The organism is Lyngbya sp. CCAP 1446/10, from assembly GCF_026130175.1.
Classification (GTDB): domain Bacteria; phylum Cyanobacteriota; class Cyanobacteriia; order Cyanobacteriales; family Microcoleaceae; genus Microcoleus.
The window spans coordinates 24,152-41,196 of the sequence record NZ_JAIGNI010000053.1 but is presented as its reverse complement, the minus strand read 5'-3'; the positions used below and the strand labels follow the sequence as shown (position 1 = coordinate 41,196).

Below are 17,045 nucleotides of genomic sequence, written 5' to 3'. Positions count from 1 at the left end.
CCCACTCTCCCCATTTCCCCATCTCCCCATCTCCCCCCTCTCCCCTCCCAGCCTCAAAGAAGCAAAAGTTAACACAAACAAAGCAAGTGCTTACGCTCGCAGAGATCCCCGCCTCTGATAAACTTGATGGCTGGGAGTGCAAAAGAGCACCGGCAAGCATCAGAAGTTGGGAGAATAAAGTTTGTGGACAATGTAATCGGTTTAGAGATTATCGAAGTAGTCGAGCAGGCAGCCATCGCTTCCGCTCGCTTGATGGGCAAAGGCGAAAAAGATGAAGCCGATCGCGTAGCTGTAGAAGCCATGCGCGAACGCATGAACAAAATTCATATGCGCGGCCGCATCGTGATCGGTGAAGGCGAACGCGATGACGCACCCATGCTTTACATCGGGGAACAAGTAGGTATTTGTACCCGCGAAGATGCCAAAGATGTCTGCAACATCGATGAATTGATCGAAATTGACATCGCTGTTGACCCCTGCGAAGGTACTAACCTGGTTGCTTACGGTCAAAACGGTTCGATGGCAGTTTTGGCAATCTCTGAAAAAGGTGGTTTGTTTGCTGCACCGGATTTCTACATGAACAAATTGGCGGCTCCTGCGGCTGCTAAGAATCATGTAGATATTCGCAAAACGCCAACCGAAAACCTCAAAATTATCTCTGATTGCCTCGGCCGCAGTATTGAAGATTTAGTGGTGGTGGTGATGGATCGCCCCCGGCACAAAGATTTAATTAATGAAATTCGCCAAGCAGGTTCAAGAGTTCGACTGATCAGCGACGGCGACGTTTCTGCTGCGATTTCTTGCGCGTTTTCTGGTTCCAACATCCACGCGCTGATGGGTATTGGCGCTGCACCCGAAGGTGTGATTTCCGCAGCAGCAATGCGCTGCTTGGGCGGTCACTTCCAAGGTCAGTTAATTTACGATCCGGCTATTGTCAAAACTGGTTTGATCGGCGAAAGCAAAGAGAAGAATATCGCCCGCCTGACAGAGATGGGCATCACAGATCCAGACAAGATTTACAATGCTGAAGAGTTGGCATCTGGAGAAACTGTTCTGTTTGCAGCTTGCGGAATTACTCCCGGAACGCTGATGGATGGAGTTCGCTTCTTTGGCGGCGGCGCTCGCACTGAGAGCTTGGTAATTTCTTCTCAGTCGAAAACTGCTCGGTTTGTGGATACAATCCATATGTTTGACCAGCCGAAATCTCTGCAATTGAAGTAGTCATTAGTTAAAGGTTAAGAGTTAACAGTTAATTTTGAAATGTTAATTTTTCACCGCTAACCGTTGACAGTCACCGATGATTAGAAATTAGCGATAAACTAAGAATTAATCACAGGTGACTGTTGATAACTAAGAAATAAATAGTGACAAATCACAGATATGAATATTGCCGTCATAGGTCTCAGCCACAAAACAGCGCCGGTTGAAGTTCGCGAAAAACTCAGCATTCCAGAACAGAAGATTGAAGCGGCGATCGCCCAATTGCGCGGCTACCCCCACATTCAAGAAGTTGCCATCCTCAGCACTTGCAACCGCTTAGAAATTTATATCGTTACCACCGAGTCAGAGCCTGGGGTGCGAGAGGTGATTCAGTTCCTTTCGGAATGCAGTAAAGTTCCTTTGCAGTCTTTGCGCCCTCACCTGTTCATTTTGCTGCACGAAGATGCGGTGATGCACTTGATGCGAGTGTCTGCTGGCCTCGACAGTTTGGTGCTGGGAGAAGGACAAATTTTGGCTCAGGTGAAACAAACTCACAAACTCGCCCAGCAGTACAAAGGTGTTGGCAGAATTTTAGAACGCTTATTTAAGCAAGCTCTTACAGCCGGGAAGCGTGTTCGCACGGAAACTAGCATTGGTACTGGTGCGGTTTCGATTTCTTCGGCGGCGGCAGAATTAGCTCACATGAAAGGTCAGCATTTAGCCACCAGCCGGATTGCGATTATCGGTGCAGGGAAGATGTCGCGCTTGTTGGTGCAGCATTTGCTGTCGAAAGGAGCGAGCCATATTGCGATCGTCAATCGATCGATGCGCGGTGGCCAGGAGTTAGCCGATCAGTTTAAAGATGCCCAATTGCACCTGCATCTGCTGTCGGACATGATGCAGGTAATTGCCGATTCTGATTTGGTGTTTACCTGTACGGCTGCTACAGTTCCGTTGTTAAATAAAGCTAAATTAGAAGCTGTTTTAGACCAGCATCGCTCTTTGATGTTGATGGATATTTCTGTGCCGCGCAACGTCGATGCTGATGCGAACGAATTGGCGAATGTGCGATCGTTTAATGTAGACGACTTAAAAGCAGTGGTAGCTCAAAATCACGAAACTCGCCGCAAAATGGCAATGGAAGCTGAGGGGCTGCTGGAACAGGAAGTAGAGGCTTACGATGTCTGGTTGCGTAGTCTCGAAACTGTTCCGACTATTAGCTGTTTGCGGGATAAAATCGAATTGATTCGGGAACAAGAGTTAGAAAAAGCTTTATCGCGTCTGGGCTCTGAATTTTCGGAGAAACATCAAGATGTGATTGAATCTTTAACAAGAGGGATTGTGAATAAGATTTTGCACGATCCGATGGTGCAGTTACGCGCGCAGCAGGATATTGAAGCGCGCCGACAAGCGATGCAGACTTTGCAAGTGTTGTTTAATTTGGATGTGGATGTGAATCAGCAGTATAGCTAGTTGACAGTTGACAGTTGACAGTTGACAGTTGACAGTTGGCGGTTGTCATTAGTCATTAGTCATTGGTGATGTTTGGCATCAGCTTTTAATGTAATTAGGGCTTACCTATTTGCTGAGAAAGTAACAAGGTTTCTTTTTATTTGTTACCAGGCTGTGCCTGGTAACGCAGATATGGAGGCTCTGCCTCCATTTTTGGATGAGGCAGAGCCTCTGGATATCGGTTCCAAGGCTCTGCATTGGAACCAGTTTTAATGATTAACAACTAATGACTATTAAGCGAATTTTTCAACTAATTTTATTGCTTGTAGGGCTGTGGTTATTTTTTGAGTTTTTATCCCGGATTGCGGCAGAAATTCTCTGGTTTCAGGAAGTTGGATATCTTCAGGTTTTGCTGTTAAAGCTGAAAACTCAGGGGCTGCTGGGGGCGATCGCACTTTCTGCATCTTCCGCGTTTTTACTGGGAAATTTAGCCCTAGCCAGCCGCCTGCAACATCCCACCGAAAACATCAAATCACCTGTTTTGGGCCAGTCGATCGCATTAAAAAATGTGCTCAACACTGGGAAAAATCCTCAACTACCTGCTGCTAAATCTCAAATTACCTTTCCCTGGCTGCTGTTGGCGGTATTGGGATTAAGTGCGATCGCAATTTTAACAATAATCCACTGTGGAATCTTAGCTGCTGATAGTATCGCCGATTTTAGGATAGTTGGTGGTTTGTCTACACCGCCAATTCAATTCGGATTTGAGTCAATCCAGCTTAAGGCGGTGCAGCTATTTTCTAACTGGTGGCAGTTGAGCTTGCTGCTGGGGCTGATGTTAGCTGTGGTAATTAAGCCGGGTTTTTGGCTGCGGGCGATCGCCCTTTTGCTCAGTTTGGCGATCGGGCTAATTGCCGCTAGTCGTTGGACAAAAGTTTTACAATATTTCCACCCTAGTAATTTTAACACAACCGACCCTCTTTTTAACCAAAATATTAGCTTTTATGTATTTACTTTCCCAATCTTAGAGTTGCTAAGCTTTTGGTTGACAGTTCTATTTTTGTACAGTTTAGTATCTTGTGCTTTAACATATTTGCTGTCGAGAAATAGCCTGAGTCAAGGGATATTTTTGGGGTTTTCGCGATCGCAACAGCGGCACTTATACGGCTTGGGAGCAGCTTTGATGCTAGCCACCACACTCCGGTACTGGCTGGGGCGCTACGCATTGCTGTATTCGCGGGGAGACGTTACCTATGGGGCGAATTATGCAGACGTGACCGTGCGACTGCCTGTCTATGGATTTTTGAGTATCTTGGCTGGGGCGATCGCACTTTTGATGCTGTGGCAGGTTTGGCAATTCACAATTCCCAATCAACTCATCAAAAAGATTATTTTGGGATGGCTAGCTTTAAGTTGTTTGGGAGGTTTGCTGCTGCCAAAAGTTGTGCAGCAACTGATAGTAAGACCCAACGAATTAGCGCGAGAACAGCCGTACATCCAGCGCAGCATTGCCTTTACTCAAGCAGCATTTGATATCAAAAAAATTGAGATAAAAACTTTCGATCCAGCCGGGAAACTTACATATGAAGACTTAGAAAGAAATCAACTAACTGTTAGCAACATCCGGCTGTGGGACAAGCGGCCGCTGCTGCAAACCAACCGACAGTTACAACAAATCAGACCGTATTATACATTTCCTGATGCGGATATCGATCGCTACACAATCAAAAAGAAAACCGCAAAAAAGGGAGAAACTGAAAGCCAGCAAGTAATTCTGGCGGCGCGGGAACTAGATTATACAGCAGTTGCGCCGGAAGCTCAAACTTGGGTGAACGAACATCTGGTGTACACGCACGGTTACGGCTTTACTCTTTCTCCGGTAAACACAGTCGGTGTCGGCGGTTTACCCGATTATTTTGTTAAAGATATTGGAGTTCCAGCCGAGACAGGAGAGACTGCTTTAGATATAACTAGCGATCGAATTCGGATGAGTCTCCCGATCGGCTATCCGCGCATTTACTACGGCGCTATCACCGATACAGACGTGATGACACCCACACAAGTCAAGGAATTCGACTATCCCAGCGGTGAAGAAAATGTTTACAACAATTACAGCGGTAGGGGCGGAATTGCGATCGGTTCTATATGGCGGCGCTTGCTGTTTGCTAGTTATCTCAAAAATTGGCAAATGGCGCTAACCCGCAATTTCACGCCAGAAACTAAATTATTGTACCGCCGAAACATTAACAAAAGAGTCCGGGCGATCGCTCCTTTTTTGCGCTACGATTCCGACCCGTATTTGGTAGTAGCAAACGCCAATCTTACTAAAGATGATATAGAAAAAAACAACGATAAAAATGGCAAAAAATTTCAGCTTTCTTTCTCAAAAACTAATAACAAGCCTCCTAACTATCTTTACTGGATTATCGATGCCTATACAGCGAGCGATCGTTACCCGTATTCAGATCCGGGTCAAAATGAATTTAACTACATCCGCAACTCCGTAAAAGTCGTCATTGATGCCTACAACGGGTCTGTTGAGTTTTATGTTGCCAATCCCTCCGATCCGATTATCAAAAGTTGGATGGCTATCTTTCCTGGAATGTTCAAACCCCTTGACAAAATGCCTCCGGCTCTTCGCAAACACATTAGATATCCCGTAGATTTGTTGAACGTTCAATCGGAACGGTTGTTAACTTATCACATGGAAGACCCGCAGGTATTTTACAATCGGGAGGATTTGTGGCGAGTTCCCAATGAGATTTATGGTGGCGAACAGCAGCCTGTAGCACCGTATTATTTGATTACGAAACTGCCGACGGAAACATCAGAAGAGTTTATTTTGCTATTGCCATTTACGCCAGTCAGTCGTAATAATTTAATTGCTTGGATTGCAGGGCGATCGGACGACGATGATTATGGTAAATTGCTGCTGTACCAATTTCCCAAACAGCGATTAGTTTATGGCCCGGAACAGATAGAAGCTTTGATTAACCAAGATCCGGTGATTTCCGAACAAATATCTCTCTGGAATCGGCAGGGTTCAAAGGCGATTCAAGGCAATTTATTAGTAATTCCGATCGAACAATCTTTGTTGTATGTGGAACCTCTATATTTAGAGGCAGAACGCAATAGTTTGCCAACCTTAGTCAGAGTGATTGTTGCCTACGAAAATCGGATTGTGATGGCCGAAACTCTTGATGCCGCACTTAAGGCACTTTTTCAGCCAAAATCTACTAATAAACCCGCAATTGTGATACCCATAAAAGGAACAGCGCCAGCTTTGAATTGATAGATAATATATGTAAAAAGCATTGCCGATATGTGTCAACTTAAGCCTGAAAACTTTTGTATCTCTCGTTTAGACGCGAGGCCAGATCCCCCTAAATCCCCCTTAAGAAGGGGAGTAGGGGTTGACTTTGAGAACATTCTTGTCCCCCCCTTTTTCAAGGGGGGCTAGGGGGGATCTGGCCTCGGCGATAGACAGCAGTATTCAGAAACCGGGTTTTTTTACGAAAATTATTTGTATTAGCCAGCAGACTAGGTGAAAAACCCGGTTTCTTTGGCCTTGATGCGTAAGTCCTGTTGATATTATGTTACGCGGTTTCAACCACAGACTTGCTCTATAATAAAAACATTGTCACCCCAAAACCGCATCAATGTTTGACAAAATCTGGCAATTCCTCAAACAATTAATTCAGCGAATCTTCGGAACAAATCGCCCGATTTCAACGCCTCACCAGCCTCCAACTCTGACGGATGCCGAATTTGAGGCGAAGTTGATGGAACTCCTGGAAGGGGTAAATGCCGGCTGGGGGAGTGGCGATGTTACGGAATTTTTACTCGCAAAACGCCTCAGAGATACTGAATTAGCCGACTGGTTGCGACGGTTTGGGGACAGATTGTTAGCAATTGATCGAGAAACAACTGAAGAGGGCGGGCACGGAGACACCGCCTCTACGGATTCGGCGGCATCGCTTCAGGAATTGGCGCGGCGGCTGGAGTTGTTGAGTAGAATTTGTGGCGGGGAATTGGGAGAGGCGGCGGGGAAAGTTGGGCGGGAGATATTAGTTAAGTTTCGTATATCTTCGGTTGGGGAGGGTGAGGGAGAAGGGGAAGTTGATGGAGAGGCTGAGGCTTGGAAAAAGCTAGGAAATGAGCAATTAGATAAAAAGGATTATGAAGGAGCGATCGCATCCTTCGACAAAGCTTTAGAAATCAAACCAGACCATGACACAGCCTGGAACAATCGTGCAGTTGTACTGTATACTTTAGAAAAGTTTGAAGAGGCGATCGCATCCTTCGACAAAGCTTTAGCAATCAAACCAGACTGTGAGTTAGCCTGGAACAATCGGGGCCATGCACTGCGTTATTTAGGAAAGTTAGAAGAGGCGATCGCATCCTTCGACAAAGCTTTAGAAATCAAACCAGATTATCACGATGCCTGGTACAATCGGGGCGTTGCACTGCGTTATTCAAGAAAGTTAGAAGAGGCGATCGCATCCTTCGACAAAGCTTTAAAATTCAAACCAGATAAACATGAAGCCTGGTGCAATCGGGGCATTGCACTGCGTTATTTAGGAAAGTTAGAAGAGGCGATCGCATCCTTCGACAAAGCTTTAGAATTCAAACCAGATAAACACGAAGCCTGGTGCAATCGGGGCATTGCACTGGATAATTTAGGCAGATTAGAAGAGGCGATCGCATCCTTCGACAAAGCTTTGGAAATCAAACCAGATTTACACGAAGCCTGGAACAATCGGGGCGGTGTAATGTATAATTTAGGAAAGTTAGAAGAGGCGATCGCATCCTACGACAAAGCTTTGGAAATCAAACCAGATTTACACGAAGCCTGGATTAATCGGGGCTTTGCCGTCGAAAGCGCACGTAGATATAACCACTTAATTTATGAAATGTTGCAGCTACAATTCCCGGCTTCTCCACCAGTAACTCGAACAATTTCAAATCCCAACCTAAATCGACGCGGCTATGAAGGAATAATATTCACATTAGAAGCAGGCTTGCAGTATTGCCAAGAAAAAACCCACCCCGAAGGATATGGAAAGCTGCATCAAGCACTAGGAAATGCTCACTATAGTCAAGGGAAAATAAAATTTGACCACCCCTATCGGAGTCAAGCCGCCACCAGCTACAAAAAAGCACTCAAAACTTTAACTAAAGAAGCTTTCCTGAAATTGCATCTAGAAGTCTTACAGGATTTAATAAAAACCTTAGTTAGCGTAAAAAACACCGAAGCAGCGGAAAAATTACGGCGAGATGCAACGGATTTATTGCATCGCTTACTGACAAATAAAAACTATTCCCAACTCAGCGAAGAAGAACTCGCCGACAAATTGGTTAGGTTTGAACAATTAACCGTAAATATTTTGATTCAGTCTGGCAAATTAATCGAAGCCTTAGAAACCGCAGAACAAGATAAAAATGTCTGCCTGTCTTGGCTGCTAAACGCCTCACCAATTCCCGATTACCAAGAAGAGACAGCAGCAACAGTCACTCACGCTCAAATTCAGCAACTTCTCAATCCTACAACCTGCGCGATTTACTGGCATCTCAGCGATGCAGCATTAACAACATTCATCATCAAATCCGATGGATTGCTGTCACCCGAAGACTGTTATACCAAATCCCCAGATGAATTTGAAGAATGGGTAAAAAAATGGAATCAACAATATGCCGATTATCAAGATAAATCCAAGGAAAACGCCAATAAACAAAACCATGCTTGGCGCGCGGGAATGCCCAGTAATTTTGCACGCCTCAAAGATATTTTGCAGATTGCCCACATCGAACAGCAATTACAATCAAACGGCATTACCAACTTAATTCTGATTCCTCACCGCGACTTGCACCGCTTCCCAATTCATGCTTTATTTAGCAGTGAATTTGTGATTACCTATTTGCCTAGCGCTCAATTTGGGCTGAATTTAAAACATCGGTTGAATTCCGAAATTTCTCGCTTATCTCCAAGTTCAGATCCCCCTAAATCCCCCTTAAGAAGGGGGACTTTGAACACTCCGGTTTCTCCCGACACAACGGGGATTTTAAACACTCCTGTCTCCCCCGGCACAATGGAGACTTTGAACACTCTTGTCCCCCCCTTCTTAAGGGGGGCTAGGGGGGATCTGGCCTCGGCTATAAACGATAAAAACTCTATCCTCAGTATTGAAAATCCCGACAGTATAATTATTGATGAAAACGGCCAACGAAAGAAATTGCTTCCTTTACCAGCCGCCGAAATAGAATCCGAAATCATTTGCCGAATGTTTCCCAACCCTACCCGACGGGGAGAAGACAAAGCTACCCTCGATGAAGTCACCAAATTATTGCCACAGCCCCACAACATTTTTCACTTTACCGGACACGGTAGCTATGATTTTGACAATCCTCAACAATCAACTTTATACTTAAGCGATACTCACCGATTAACAGTTAAAGAAATCATCCAACTCAACCTCAGTAACTACAAATTAATCTGCCTTTCCGCCTGCGAAACCGCCGTCACAGACAAACAAACAATTCTCGCCGAATATGTAGGATTAATCAGCGGTTTCATGTGCGCGGGAGTTGGCTGTGTCGTCAGTACCCTGTGGCCAGTCGAATCCGGGGCGAGTACGTTATTAATGATAGACTTTTACCGACGGTGGCGAGAAGGTGGCGATTCCCTACCCGTCGCTTTAGCAAATTCTCAAAAATGGCTGCAATCAGCCACAGGTGAAGATTTAGCCACTTGGTGTCAGCGGGAAATTGACAAGATTTCCGAAAACAGCAGCGAACTTTCTGAAGATGAAGTTAGCCTGCGCCGATTCTTTAAAAGCAATCGGCAAAACTTGGCTAAAATGGAATTAGACCAACCTTATCAACATCCGTATTACTGGGCAGCCTTCACTCTAACGGGATTATGATGAAAAACAATAATGACGATATTTTCACAGCTTTTATTGGCGCGGTACTCCAACAAACAGAACCGCTACCCGCAGCAGTTCAATCAGAGTTTAATAAAATTGATGAAACTTTCACAACTATCGATATTGAAAGACTTGCCGAATTGCATCCCCCTCTGCTAGCTGCTTATGAAAAGACTCATAATTGGTTGATATATCATAGCAGTGAACGTAGCAAAGGATTAGATGTTTTACCCGATAGTGAATTTGAAAAAGAAAACACTACTAACCCCGAAATTAGTAACGTCGCCAGCGATATCAGCGATTTAACAAATTTACCAAAAATCATCGAAAAAATCGACACCAAAGTTAAGCCGCGAGGGTTACGAAAAATTCTCGGAAAAATCTTGCAAGCTGGGGATTCAGTGCAAGCAAGTCGGGATACAATTTTATCATCAATAGCAGACAGTTTCGCCCATGACTAACGAAAATTGGCTGATTTACCCTACCGTCGATTTATTTGTCTACGATTTAGCCGACGGTATCGGACAAACTGAGGAAAAAATCAGCCAAAACCGCCAGCAGTTTTGGCAAAAAATCTATGGCGATAAACTCTCGCAGCCCCAGCAAGCACAACTCGAACAAACTGAAACCGAAACCGGTGATTACATCGATTTACTCGGCAACAAACAAGTAGCAGAATTTGAATCTCCCCTCGATGGCTATGCTTATCCTGTCAAATTCGGCGATACTTATGCGGTGCAGTTTGACTTATCCGGCAAAATAGAAACCGACAGCGACAAGAAATTTGCACCGAAAGAAATTGATTGTTTAGAATGGCTGAAATCAACCATCATCTCGCGCTTCAATCAACCTGCTACTATCGGTCAAAGTTGGCTAGTTTGGGGTGAATTGACTAGCGGCCAATATGCTTTAGAAACTGCAAAAAATTGCTACGACCAACTTAAGTTAGTCCCGACTGCTAAATGGGATCGGGATTTAAAAGCATCAGGGCAATTTTTAGGGGCAAATTTTTATGAATTGTGGCTACCTCCGGGAGATAGAGGCAATATCAGCCAAAATTATCATGTTTTAATTTGCTTGTTTCCTAACAGTGGCGAGGCATCAATTCCCACTACTCGCCAAACAATGACTAAACTTTATCCGCAGTTTATCCGATTATTTGGATACCGCAATAAAGTGATTTGGGCTTACCACCAAAGCCGCCAACTTAAGTCGGATCTCAAGGATGCTTCCCGGAAGATTCAAGAAATAGTCAGCCAACTGCCAGAACAAGTCAATGCTGCTAAAGTTGACCTGAAACAATTGCAGGAAAATCTGGTTTATTGCTTGACAATTTTCTCGATTTATGCTAATTATATTAGTCGATTGGAAGAACAAGAAAATACAATTAAAACTAATCTAAATAACTATAAGAAACGGCTAAAAACAATAGCCAAGAGAATGGAAAAGCCAGAAAATGAGTTAGATTTTATGACGAATTTCAGCGATTTTGCTGAAGAAAAGTATGTCACGCAAGTTAAAGCGGATAATAGAAGTTTGAGTGCGGGATTGCGGTTGTTGGAAAATGCGATCGAGACTGTAGAGGGGATTATCGAGATTGAGCGGGCTAGGAGCGATCGCACTTTAAACTTTACCATTGGTACAGTGGGCGTGGGCATTGGCACCAGCGGAGTCGCCGCCAGCATCTACGCCAGCCAAATCAAAAGCCCCGCTAGCCCAGAAAATCCCATGTCTGCGAATCAAGTTCTCGTGTTGAGTCTGCTTCTGGGAATTGCAGGAGGCTTAGTCAGTGCGGGTTTATTAAAATTATTTGACCGAATTCGGGGATCGAAATGAACAATTCTGAGGATTTTTGTTAGTTAGCCGCCTTAACATCCTGCCACCAAACTTGGACGTAAGGCCAGAATATTTTATCATCATCGAGCTTGACTGTCACTTCGTAGCGATCGATCTGAGTGAGTTCGCCCGTTTTACCATTCAACTGCAATTGTTTCGGATCGTCGGTGCGAATTTCTACTCTTTGATTCAACAGCGGCTGCATCTGCTTTGAAGAACCCTGAAACGGATTTTTGCCTCTAAGCACATAGCCACCAATCAAAGATAAGTACATTGAAGCTAGGAAAAATACCGTACATAAACTCACAATTAACAGTATTTTTTGTTGCGAAAAATTGGTATAAACGCTCGCAACTCCCACTACCATAGTTCCGAAAAATAATAAACTTGGCAGGTACAGCCCATCTCCCAAAAATAGGCTACAAAAAATCATCAGCGGTATCTGAAAACCAAATAATGCAGCTACCCAACTCCACCCAGTCAGCAATGATTCAGATAGTAGCCAATTCATTGCTACAGTAAGGGCGATCGCAATTCCTATGGCCCAAACGGATGTCCCAGAATCGTAATATCTGATGGGAAGAACTACATAAAAGAATGTAGCATAAGCAAAACCCGCCAAAGCTAAGGCCAATCCACTAATTATTTCGTTCCAATTCAACTCCTGTCCCTCTCTCTTATTTAGGGTCGATCGACTTAACAAACTCTCGCACAGGCGACGGTAGAGCCGGCACAAAAGTCTTTCTAAAACCCCTAACATCGAACACTCGCCACAAAATACCCACCGCTACTGTCAAGAAAAATAACGCTCCCAAAAAATTAAACGCATTAGAGAGAAAACCGCTGTCCCTTTTTTTCGGCGCCGTAATATGTTTCATCCGATATACAGCCGGCTCATAATCTCTGGACTCCTCGCGACTGGGTATCGGCTTTTTGGCGCGCGAACTCGCACGAGGGCTCCCACTCAAACCCGTGTGATTAGTTTTAGTAGAATTGCTGGGCGACTTCAACTCGGAATCGCCACGCATCGTGAACTTGCTAGTAGAAGTCCCCGTTTTGCCAACACCAGCATTTTGAATTCTACTATTAGAGCGCTGACTTGATTGCCGATCGGCTAAAGTTCGCATCAAACTTTGCAATTGCTGAGTCGCCGCCGGCGGGCGTTCCCCTTTCCTCGCCCAATTTAACAGCATCGCCGCAGTAATACCGCAAAGATTCGCAGCCCCCACAGAAGCTATCCGCTTCAGCAGAGGCTGACTGTTGGACACAAAAATCACCAGTGCATCGGGGTGTTCCTGAGCCAAACCGTAAACGCACTGAGCTGTAGCTACAACCAGCATTGCTTGTGCGCTTTGATTTTTAATCGAGGGTTCTAGGGCCCGATGCGTTTCTTGAGCATCAGTCACAATCCACCCACTGTCTGCAAAAAAGCGCATAAACTCCCTAGCCACTTGCTCTTGAGCTTTTTCTACCGCTTTCCCTGTCAAATAATCTATTTCGTCATACACTACTTCTGGGAGATAGCAACTTCCCACCTTGGCATATTCTTGCCACACTTGGGTTCTGCCAGCCATCAAAAGATCCGCATCAAAAGTTACAAATACAGGAGGAAGTTGATTAGCCATAACTTTAGCCTAGTGCTTACATAAGTGATTTTTACTTGCTAAATTAAGTTTAAACAAATTCCGAGCTTTTCTATTGGGTCAATTGATAAATATCTGGGGTGCGCTTGGGCGCACCCAGCCCACCAATGGTCTGATGATTAGTTGCCAATTCCTAAACGCCCAGCTAAAGCCGGAGTCAAGGGCAAGAGTACAGAAATCATCAAGAACAAAGCCAACAAACCCAAAGCTGCGCGAGCGTCGTCAGGTTCAGTCAGCTCGTTGAGGCTCGGCCTCTCCAGATTCCGTTGTAAAATCAGAATCACGATCGCCCAATACAGAGCTAAAGGATTAACTAAAGAAGCGATCGCCAGCACCACAAACGTCGCCAAAGTAGCGCGACTGGCAATTTTCCTGCCGTAGATTGCTTGCACGATTCTACCCCCGTCCAACTGTCCCGCCGGCATCAAATTAATCGCCGTGATTACCAAGCCCAACCAACCGATAACTACCAGCGGATGAACATCAACAATCTGCTGCTGCAAGGCAGAACCCAAAACCACTTTTGCCAAAGTTCCCACCAAAACCGAGCCCTTAAAATATTCTGCGGGAATTTGAAACAAGCTACCGGGGTGAGAAAGTAGCAAACCCGTTACCAGCATTAGCAGAGAAATTATTCCCCCAGCGGCTGACCCGGCAAAAGCAATGTCAAACAAAACTTTACGGTTGGGAAGCAGCGACTCAAAACGATCGATCGCCCCAAAACAACCTATCTGGAATGTTGGTATAAAAAACGGCCAACTTAAGCCCACCTTGTACTGATTTGCCAGCACTCGGCGAGCAATTTCGCCTGAGCCTAAAACCGCCCAAATTCCGAGCGCAATTGGCAGAACTTCTAGATATCTACCAGGCGAGTCAAAGAAATCGAAACCCAGCAGCAAACCGCCTGTTTCCAAGCTAGTAGCAATTGTTGCGAGTAACAGCACGACTGCGAGAATTTTTTGAGATACGGTAGTTGGCTGCGGGTCGTTGGTGCTGGGTAAGATAATAACTACGGGCTTGTCGTCCTGATTTTCTACTAAAAACAGGCGGTAGCGATCGTTCAATCTTTCTTGCAAACTTGCCGTCAAACGCGAGTGTACTTGTTCCGAGTCTCCCCGGAGATTGCCTTTCAAGATTACGCCATCTTGATAGGGAATCGTTTCTGTAGCAAAGAAAGTATCGATGCCAAAGATGCCTTGAATTGCCTTAAGATCTTCAACTGGAACGGGAATTATTTCTAATTCATTAGTTGCACGCGATGTGACGATCTTAATTGTTTCTTTCGCTGGTACCGGCTGTTCGTTTGGCTGGGAGGTTCCATCGCTTTGGGACTTTAGCTCAGCAGGAGCGGGGCGCGAGTCCAGCACTGCATCGGCTGCCGCCTTACGCAATTGCCGGCCGAGATAAATGTACAATCCCGTGGATGCCACCAGCAGCAACAATACCGCAACTAAATTGAGGTAAATCCCCGCTGCGAACAAACCAAAGAATAGTAGCCAGGGACTCATCAGCACCACTGACTGCAACCAAGCCAAAATTCCCAGTTTGCCAAAAGGTTTGGCGCGATAAAATCCCCAACCCAGAATTCCCACAGCAACCAATAACAGCGCAATTGTTGCGGTATTTTCCGATGCAATTATCGGCAGTCCGGTTGCTTGCGCCAATACCGGCTGTAATTGGCCGATCGCGCTGCGGTCGAGTAATAACATTAAATTTTGGGGTATGTGAAATAAAATTGCTGGGAGCATTATCCAAACTTGTCCGAAACTAGCCCGATCACTAAGGATAACCTCTGAGGGCTACTCGGCCCACAACCGGCTGCTGCGGTTTTAACTTCTGGGCTATTGACACAACAGACTTTTTATGATACCACATCGGTTGTCTCAAACATCTACTCAGATGGGCGGGAGTGTCGATCGCCCGGAAGCGGGAAGATTGGCAGCCGCGAAAGCAGGCGACGCTTCTGGGCAGATTTGACTTGGTTGCGGATTCGGGCATCGGCAACAAATCCGCAGCGGATCAGGCTCAAACCATTGATGCTATTGGGTTTTGTTAATGGGTACGGCAGGACTTGAACCTGCGGCTCGCTGCTTAGAAGGCAGCTACTCTATCCAACTGAGTTACGCACCCAACTTAAAAAATCGTTAACAATATGATTGTATCGGTGAAGTGTGCGATCGAGCAAGTAAATTTTTTTTGACTTACACAGAAACGGTTCTATCTAAAAAAACTATGATGTGGAGTGCGGCGCGATCGGGAGTGAACACCCTGGTGATGGCCCGTGGGTTGAGGATAGCAATTCACACAAGCTGGAGGGACTCACTTGCAAACAGCACAATTGTTAACATTCGATAGTTGCCAATCCTAAAACGCAGGCCGCATTATCGAAAAACCAGAGATCCCCTGATTTTAGGCATGAGTTGACGCCAGCGTGACTAACTTGCTGATGTTGAGTGATGTTTGCCAACATTCTGCTCGACTTGATATTTGATAAAAATGTGGTAGAACTAGGATTGAAAGACTCAGGTGAGAATCCCTGATGGTACGGAGCCTATATATAAGCTTCCTCTACGGCATCAAAGCAAAACAGTCAATCGCCCGATCGGCACGACCTCGAAAATCAAGCGTTGCCAGTACAGCAGTCGTAAGTTGTGCGCGGGGGAATTTCCTTGTTGCATTAGTTTATATGCCAGGGTTGAGAGACAATCTCAGCTTAGATATTTGTTAGCATTTGTTAACAAAAAAGTATCGGAACGCTTGAGGAGGGCAATCCTGCTAATTTAAGCGGACTTGTCGAATCAAGCATCCCCAAGCCTAAAAGCCTGGAGAGCTTCAAAAGCAAAGCACCTCGGCCATGACAGGAGTCAAATCGCAGTGTCATGTTTATTCTGAAACGGCAGGATGTTGAAATATCCAATTTTCAACACCCAAAACGGGATCAACAAATTCCCATTCTCAATTATCAGGGGCAGACTTTTCGCCTAATCAGCGCCTTCAACGGCAAGCAAGCAGAAGACGCCAGAGCCTTGTGGCGGGATTTAACCGACAACCGAGGCAAAGCCTGTGTTCTGCTAGAAGAGCCGGATAGATACAGCGTCTGGGGAAAAGTTCGTTTAGATCAGCTTGCCGGTGAAGAACCGGCGGGTACAGAATCCGCTAAAGCACCGCTATTCGCGCAGGGCTGTCTGCTGCTCCTCCAAGCTGTTTACTTCGATGTAGAAGACCTCTTAGGCGCAAGGCAAGCCGCATCGTTTCAGAAAGATATCGCCAAGGTATTTCAGCAAGGAAACTTCCCCCAGGCAGACTCCGCTGATGCGATCAAAAATTGGCTAACCGTTAGTCCCTTGCAAAATCATAAGGTGCCCCCTTGGCAAGAGCAAAATCTCAAGACCTTATTGCAAGAACTTCACCGTTTGGGCAAATCATATTTTGGCAATACCGACTTTGCTGAGGGAGTGAGCGATGTGCTGCAAGATATGCCAGCACAGGATCGCACTCAGTTTTTAGATTGGCTGAAACAATCAGCCCTCAACAAGTTGTGGATCGCAGGATAGAAAATCTCTGACAATTGCTCTAACAATTGGGTGTAGATAATCGATCTGAGATAATTGCACTCTTTGGGGGCAAGGAAGATACAGGTTGGATGGCCAACTTGTATCGATGCGACATAATTGTTAAATCAGTTAGGAACCCAGCTAGACTCTGGCAATTTAACTAAATTTCGATCGCAGTCCCCACCCACAATCATTGATATGAGTGGGGGAGTGCGAAAGCAAAAAACAGAGAAAGCAACATTTGAGGGTATAATTTCACAGATTAATTTGGTACGGTAAAAGCCTTAATGGTGAAGACATAGACCGTATCTCTATCATCTATTACGTGGAAAAAGATCGACTAAGAACTAATTATTTGAATTAGTAAATAGATATTATTCTTGCTTAGTCTTTCGAGAGTGTACGAGGGCAAAAAACCCGAAGACACGCTGAAG

10 protein-coding genes and 1 tRNA gene are annotated in these 17,045 nt (G+C 45.2%); 7 read left to right on the top strand and 4 right to left on the bottom strand.

Going from position 1 to position 17,045, the window contains the following annotated elements; genetic code table 11:
* Positions 1-183 precede the first annotated feature (183 nt).
* From glpX to K4039_RS20275, 6 genes are all read left to right on the top strand, one after another.
* The gene (glpX, locus tag K4039_RS20300) at positions 184-1,221 is read left to right on the top strand and encodes a class II fructose-bisphosphatase (RefSeq protein ID WP_106333211.1); all 1,038 of its coding nucleotides are present in this window, start codon (positions 184-186) and stop codon (positions 1,219-1,221) included.
* A gap of 159 nt (positions 1,222-1,380) precedes the next feature.
* Positions 1,381-2,673, top strand: coding sequence for a glutamyl-tRNA reductase (locus K4039_RS20295; protein ID WP_265237929.1), 1,293 nt, complete (start codon positions 1,381-1,383; stop codon positions 2,671-2,673).
* Positions 2,674-2,938: 265 nt separating this feature from the next.
* Positions 2,939-5,944, top strand: coding sequence for a UPF0182 family protein (locus tag K4039_RS20290; RefSeq protein WP_265237928.1), 3,006 nt, complete (start codon positions 2,939-2,941; stop codon positions 5,942-5,944).
* A 367-nt stretch (positions 5,945-6,311) separates the two neighbouring features.
* Positions 6,312-9,575: a tetratricopeptide repeat protein gene (locus K4039_RS20285; RefSeq protein WP_265237926.1), complete on the top strand. Its 3,264-nt coding sequence runs from the start codon at positions 6,312-6,314 to the stop codon at positions 9,573-9,575.
* Positions 9,572-10,039 carry a hypothetical protein gene (locus K4039_RS20280; protein ID WP_265237924.1) on the top strand — a complete coding sequence of 156 codons (468 nt, stop codon included), beginning with the start codon at positions 9,572-9,574 and terminating at the stop codon, positions 10,037-10,039. Before K4039_RS20285 ends, K4039_RS20280 begins: the two co-directional genes overlap by 4 nt.
* Positions 10,032-11,414, top strand: coding sequence for a hypothetical protein (locus K4039_RS20275; protein ID WP_265237923.1), 1,383 nt, complete (start codon positions 10,032-10,034; stop codon positions 11,412-11,414). Before K4039_RS20280 ends, K4039_RS20275 begins: the two co-directional genes overlap by 8 nt.
* A 19-nt stretch (positions 11,415-11,433) precedes the next feature.
* Here K4039_RS20275 and K4039_RS20270 read toward each other — a convergent pair whose 3' ends face one another.
* From K4039_RS20270 to K4039_RS20255, 4 genes are all read right to left on the bottom strand, one after another.
* On the bottom strand, positions 11,434-12,075 hold the full coding sequence (locus K4039_RS20270; protein ID WP_265237922.1) for a hypothetical protein: 642 nt from the start codon (positions 12,073-12,075) through the stop codon (positions 11,434-11,436).
* A gap of 16 nt (positions 12,076-12,091) precedes the next feature.
* The gene (locus K4039_RS20265) at positions 12,092-13,039 is read right to left on the bottom strand and encodes a PIN domain-containing protein (protein WP_265237921.1); all 948 of its coding nucleotides are present in this window, start codon (positions 13,037-13,039) and stop codon (positions 12,092-12,094) included.
* 137 nt (positions 13,040-13,176) lie between these two features.
* Positions 13,177-14,805, bottom strand: coding sequence for a site-2 protease family protein (locus tag K4039_RS20260; protein ID WP_265237920.1), 1,629 nt, complete (start codon positions 14,803-14,805; stop codon positions 13,177-13,179).
* 308 nt (positions 14,806-15,113) lie between these two features.
* Positions 15,114-15,187 (bottom strand) — tRNA-Arg (locus tag K4039_RS20255).
* Positions 15,188-15,936: 749 nt separating this feature from the next.
* Here K4039_RS20255 and K4039_RS20250 point away from each other — a divergent pair.
* The gene (locus tag K4039_RS20250) at positions 15,937-16,611 is read left to right on the top strand and encodes an Npun_F0813 family protein (RefSeq protein WP_265237918.1); all 675 of its coding nucleotides are present in this window, start codon (positions 15,937-15,939) and stop codon (positions 16,609-16,611) included.
* The last annotated feature ends 434 nt before the right edge of the window (positions 16,612-17,045 follow it).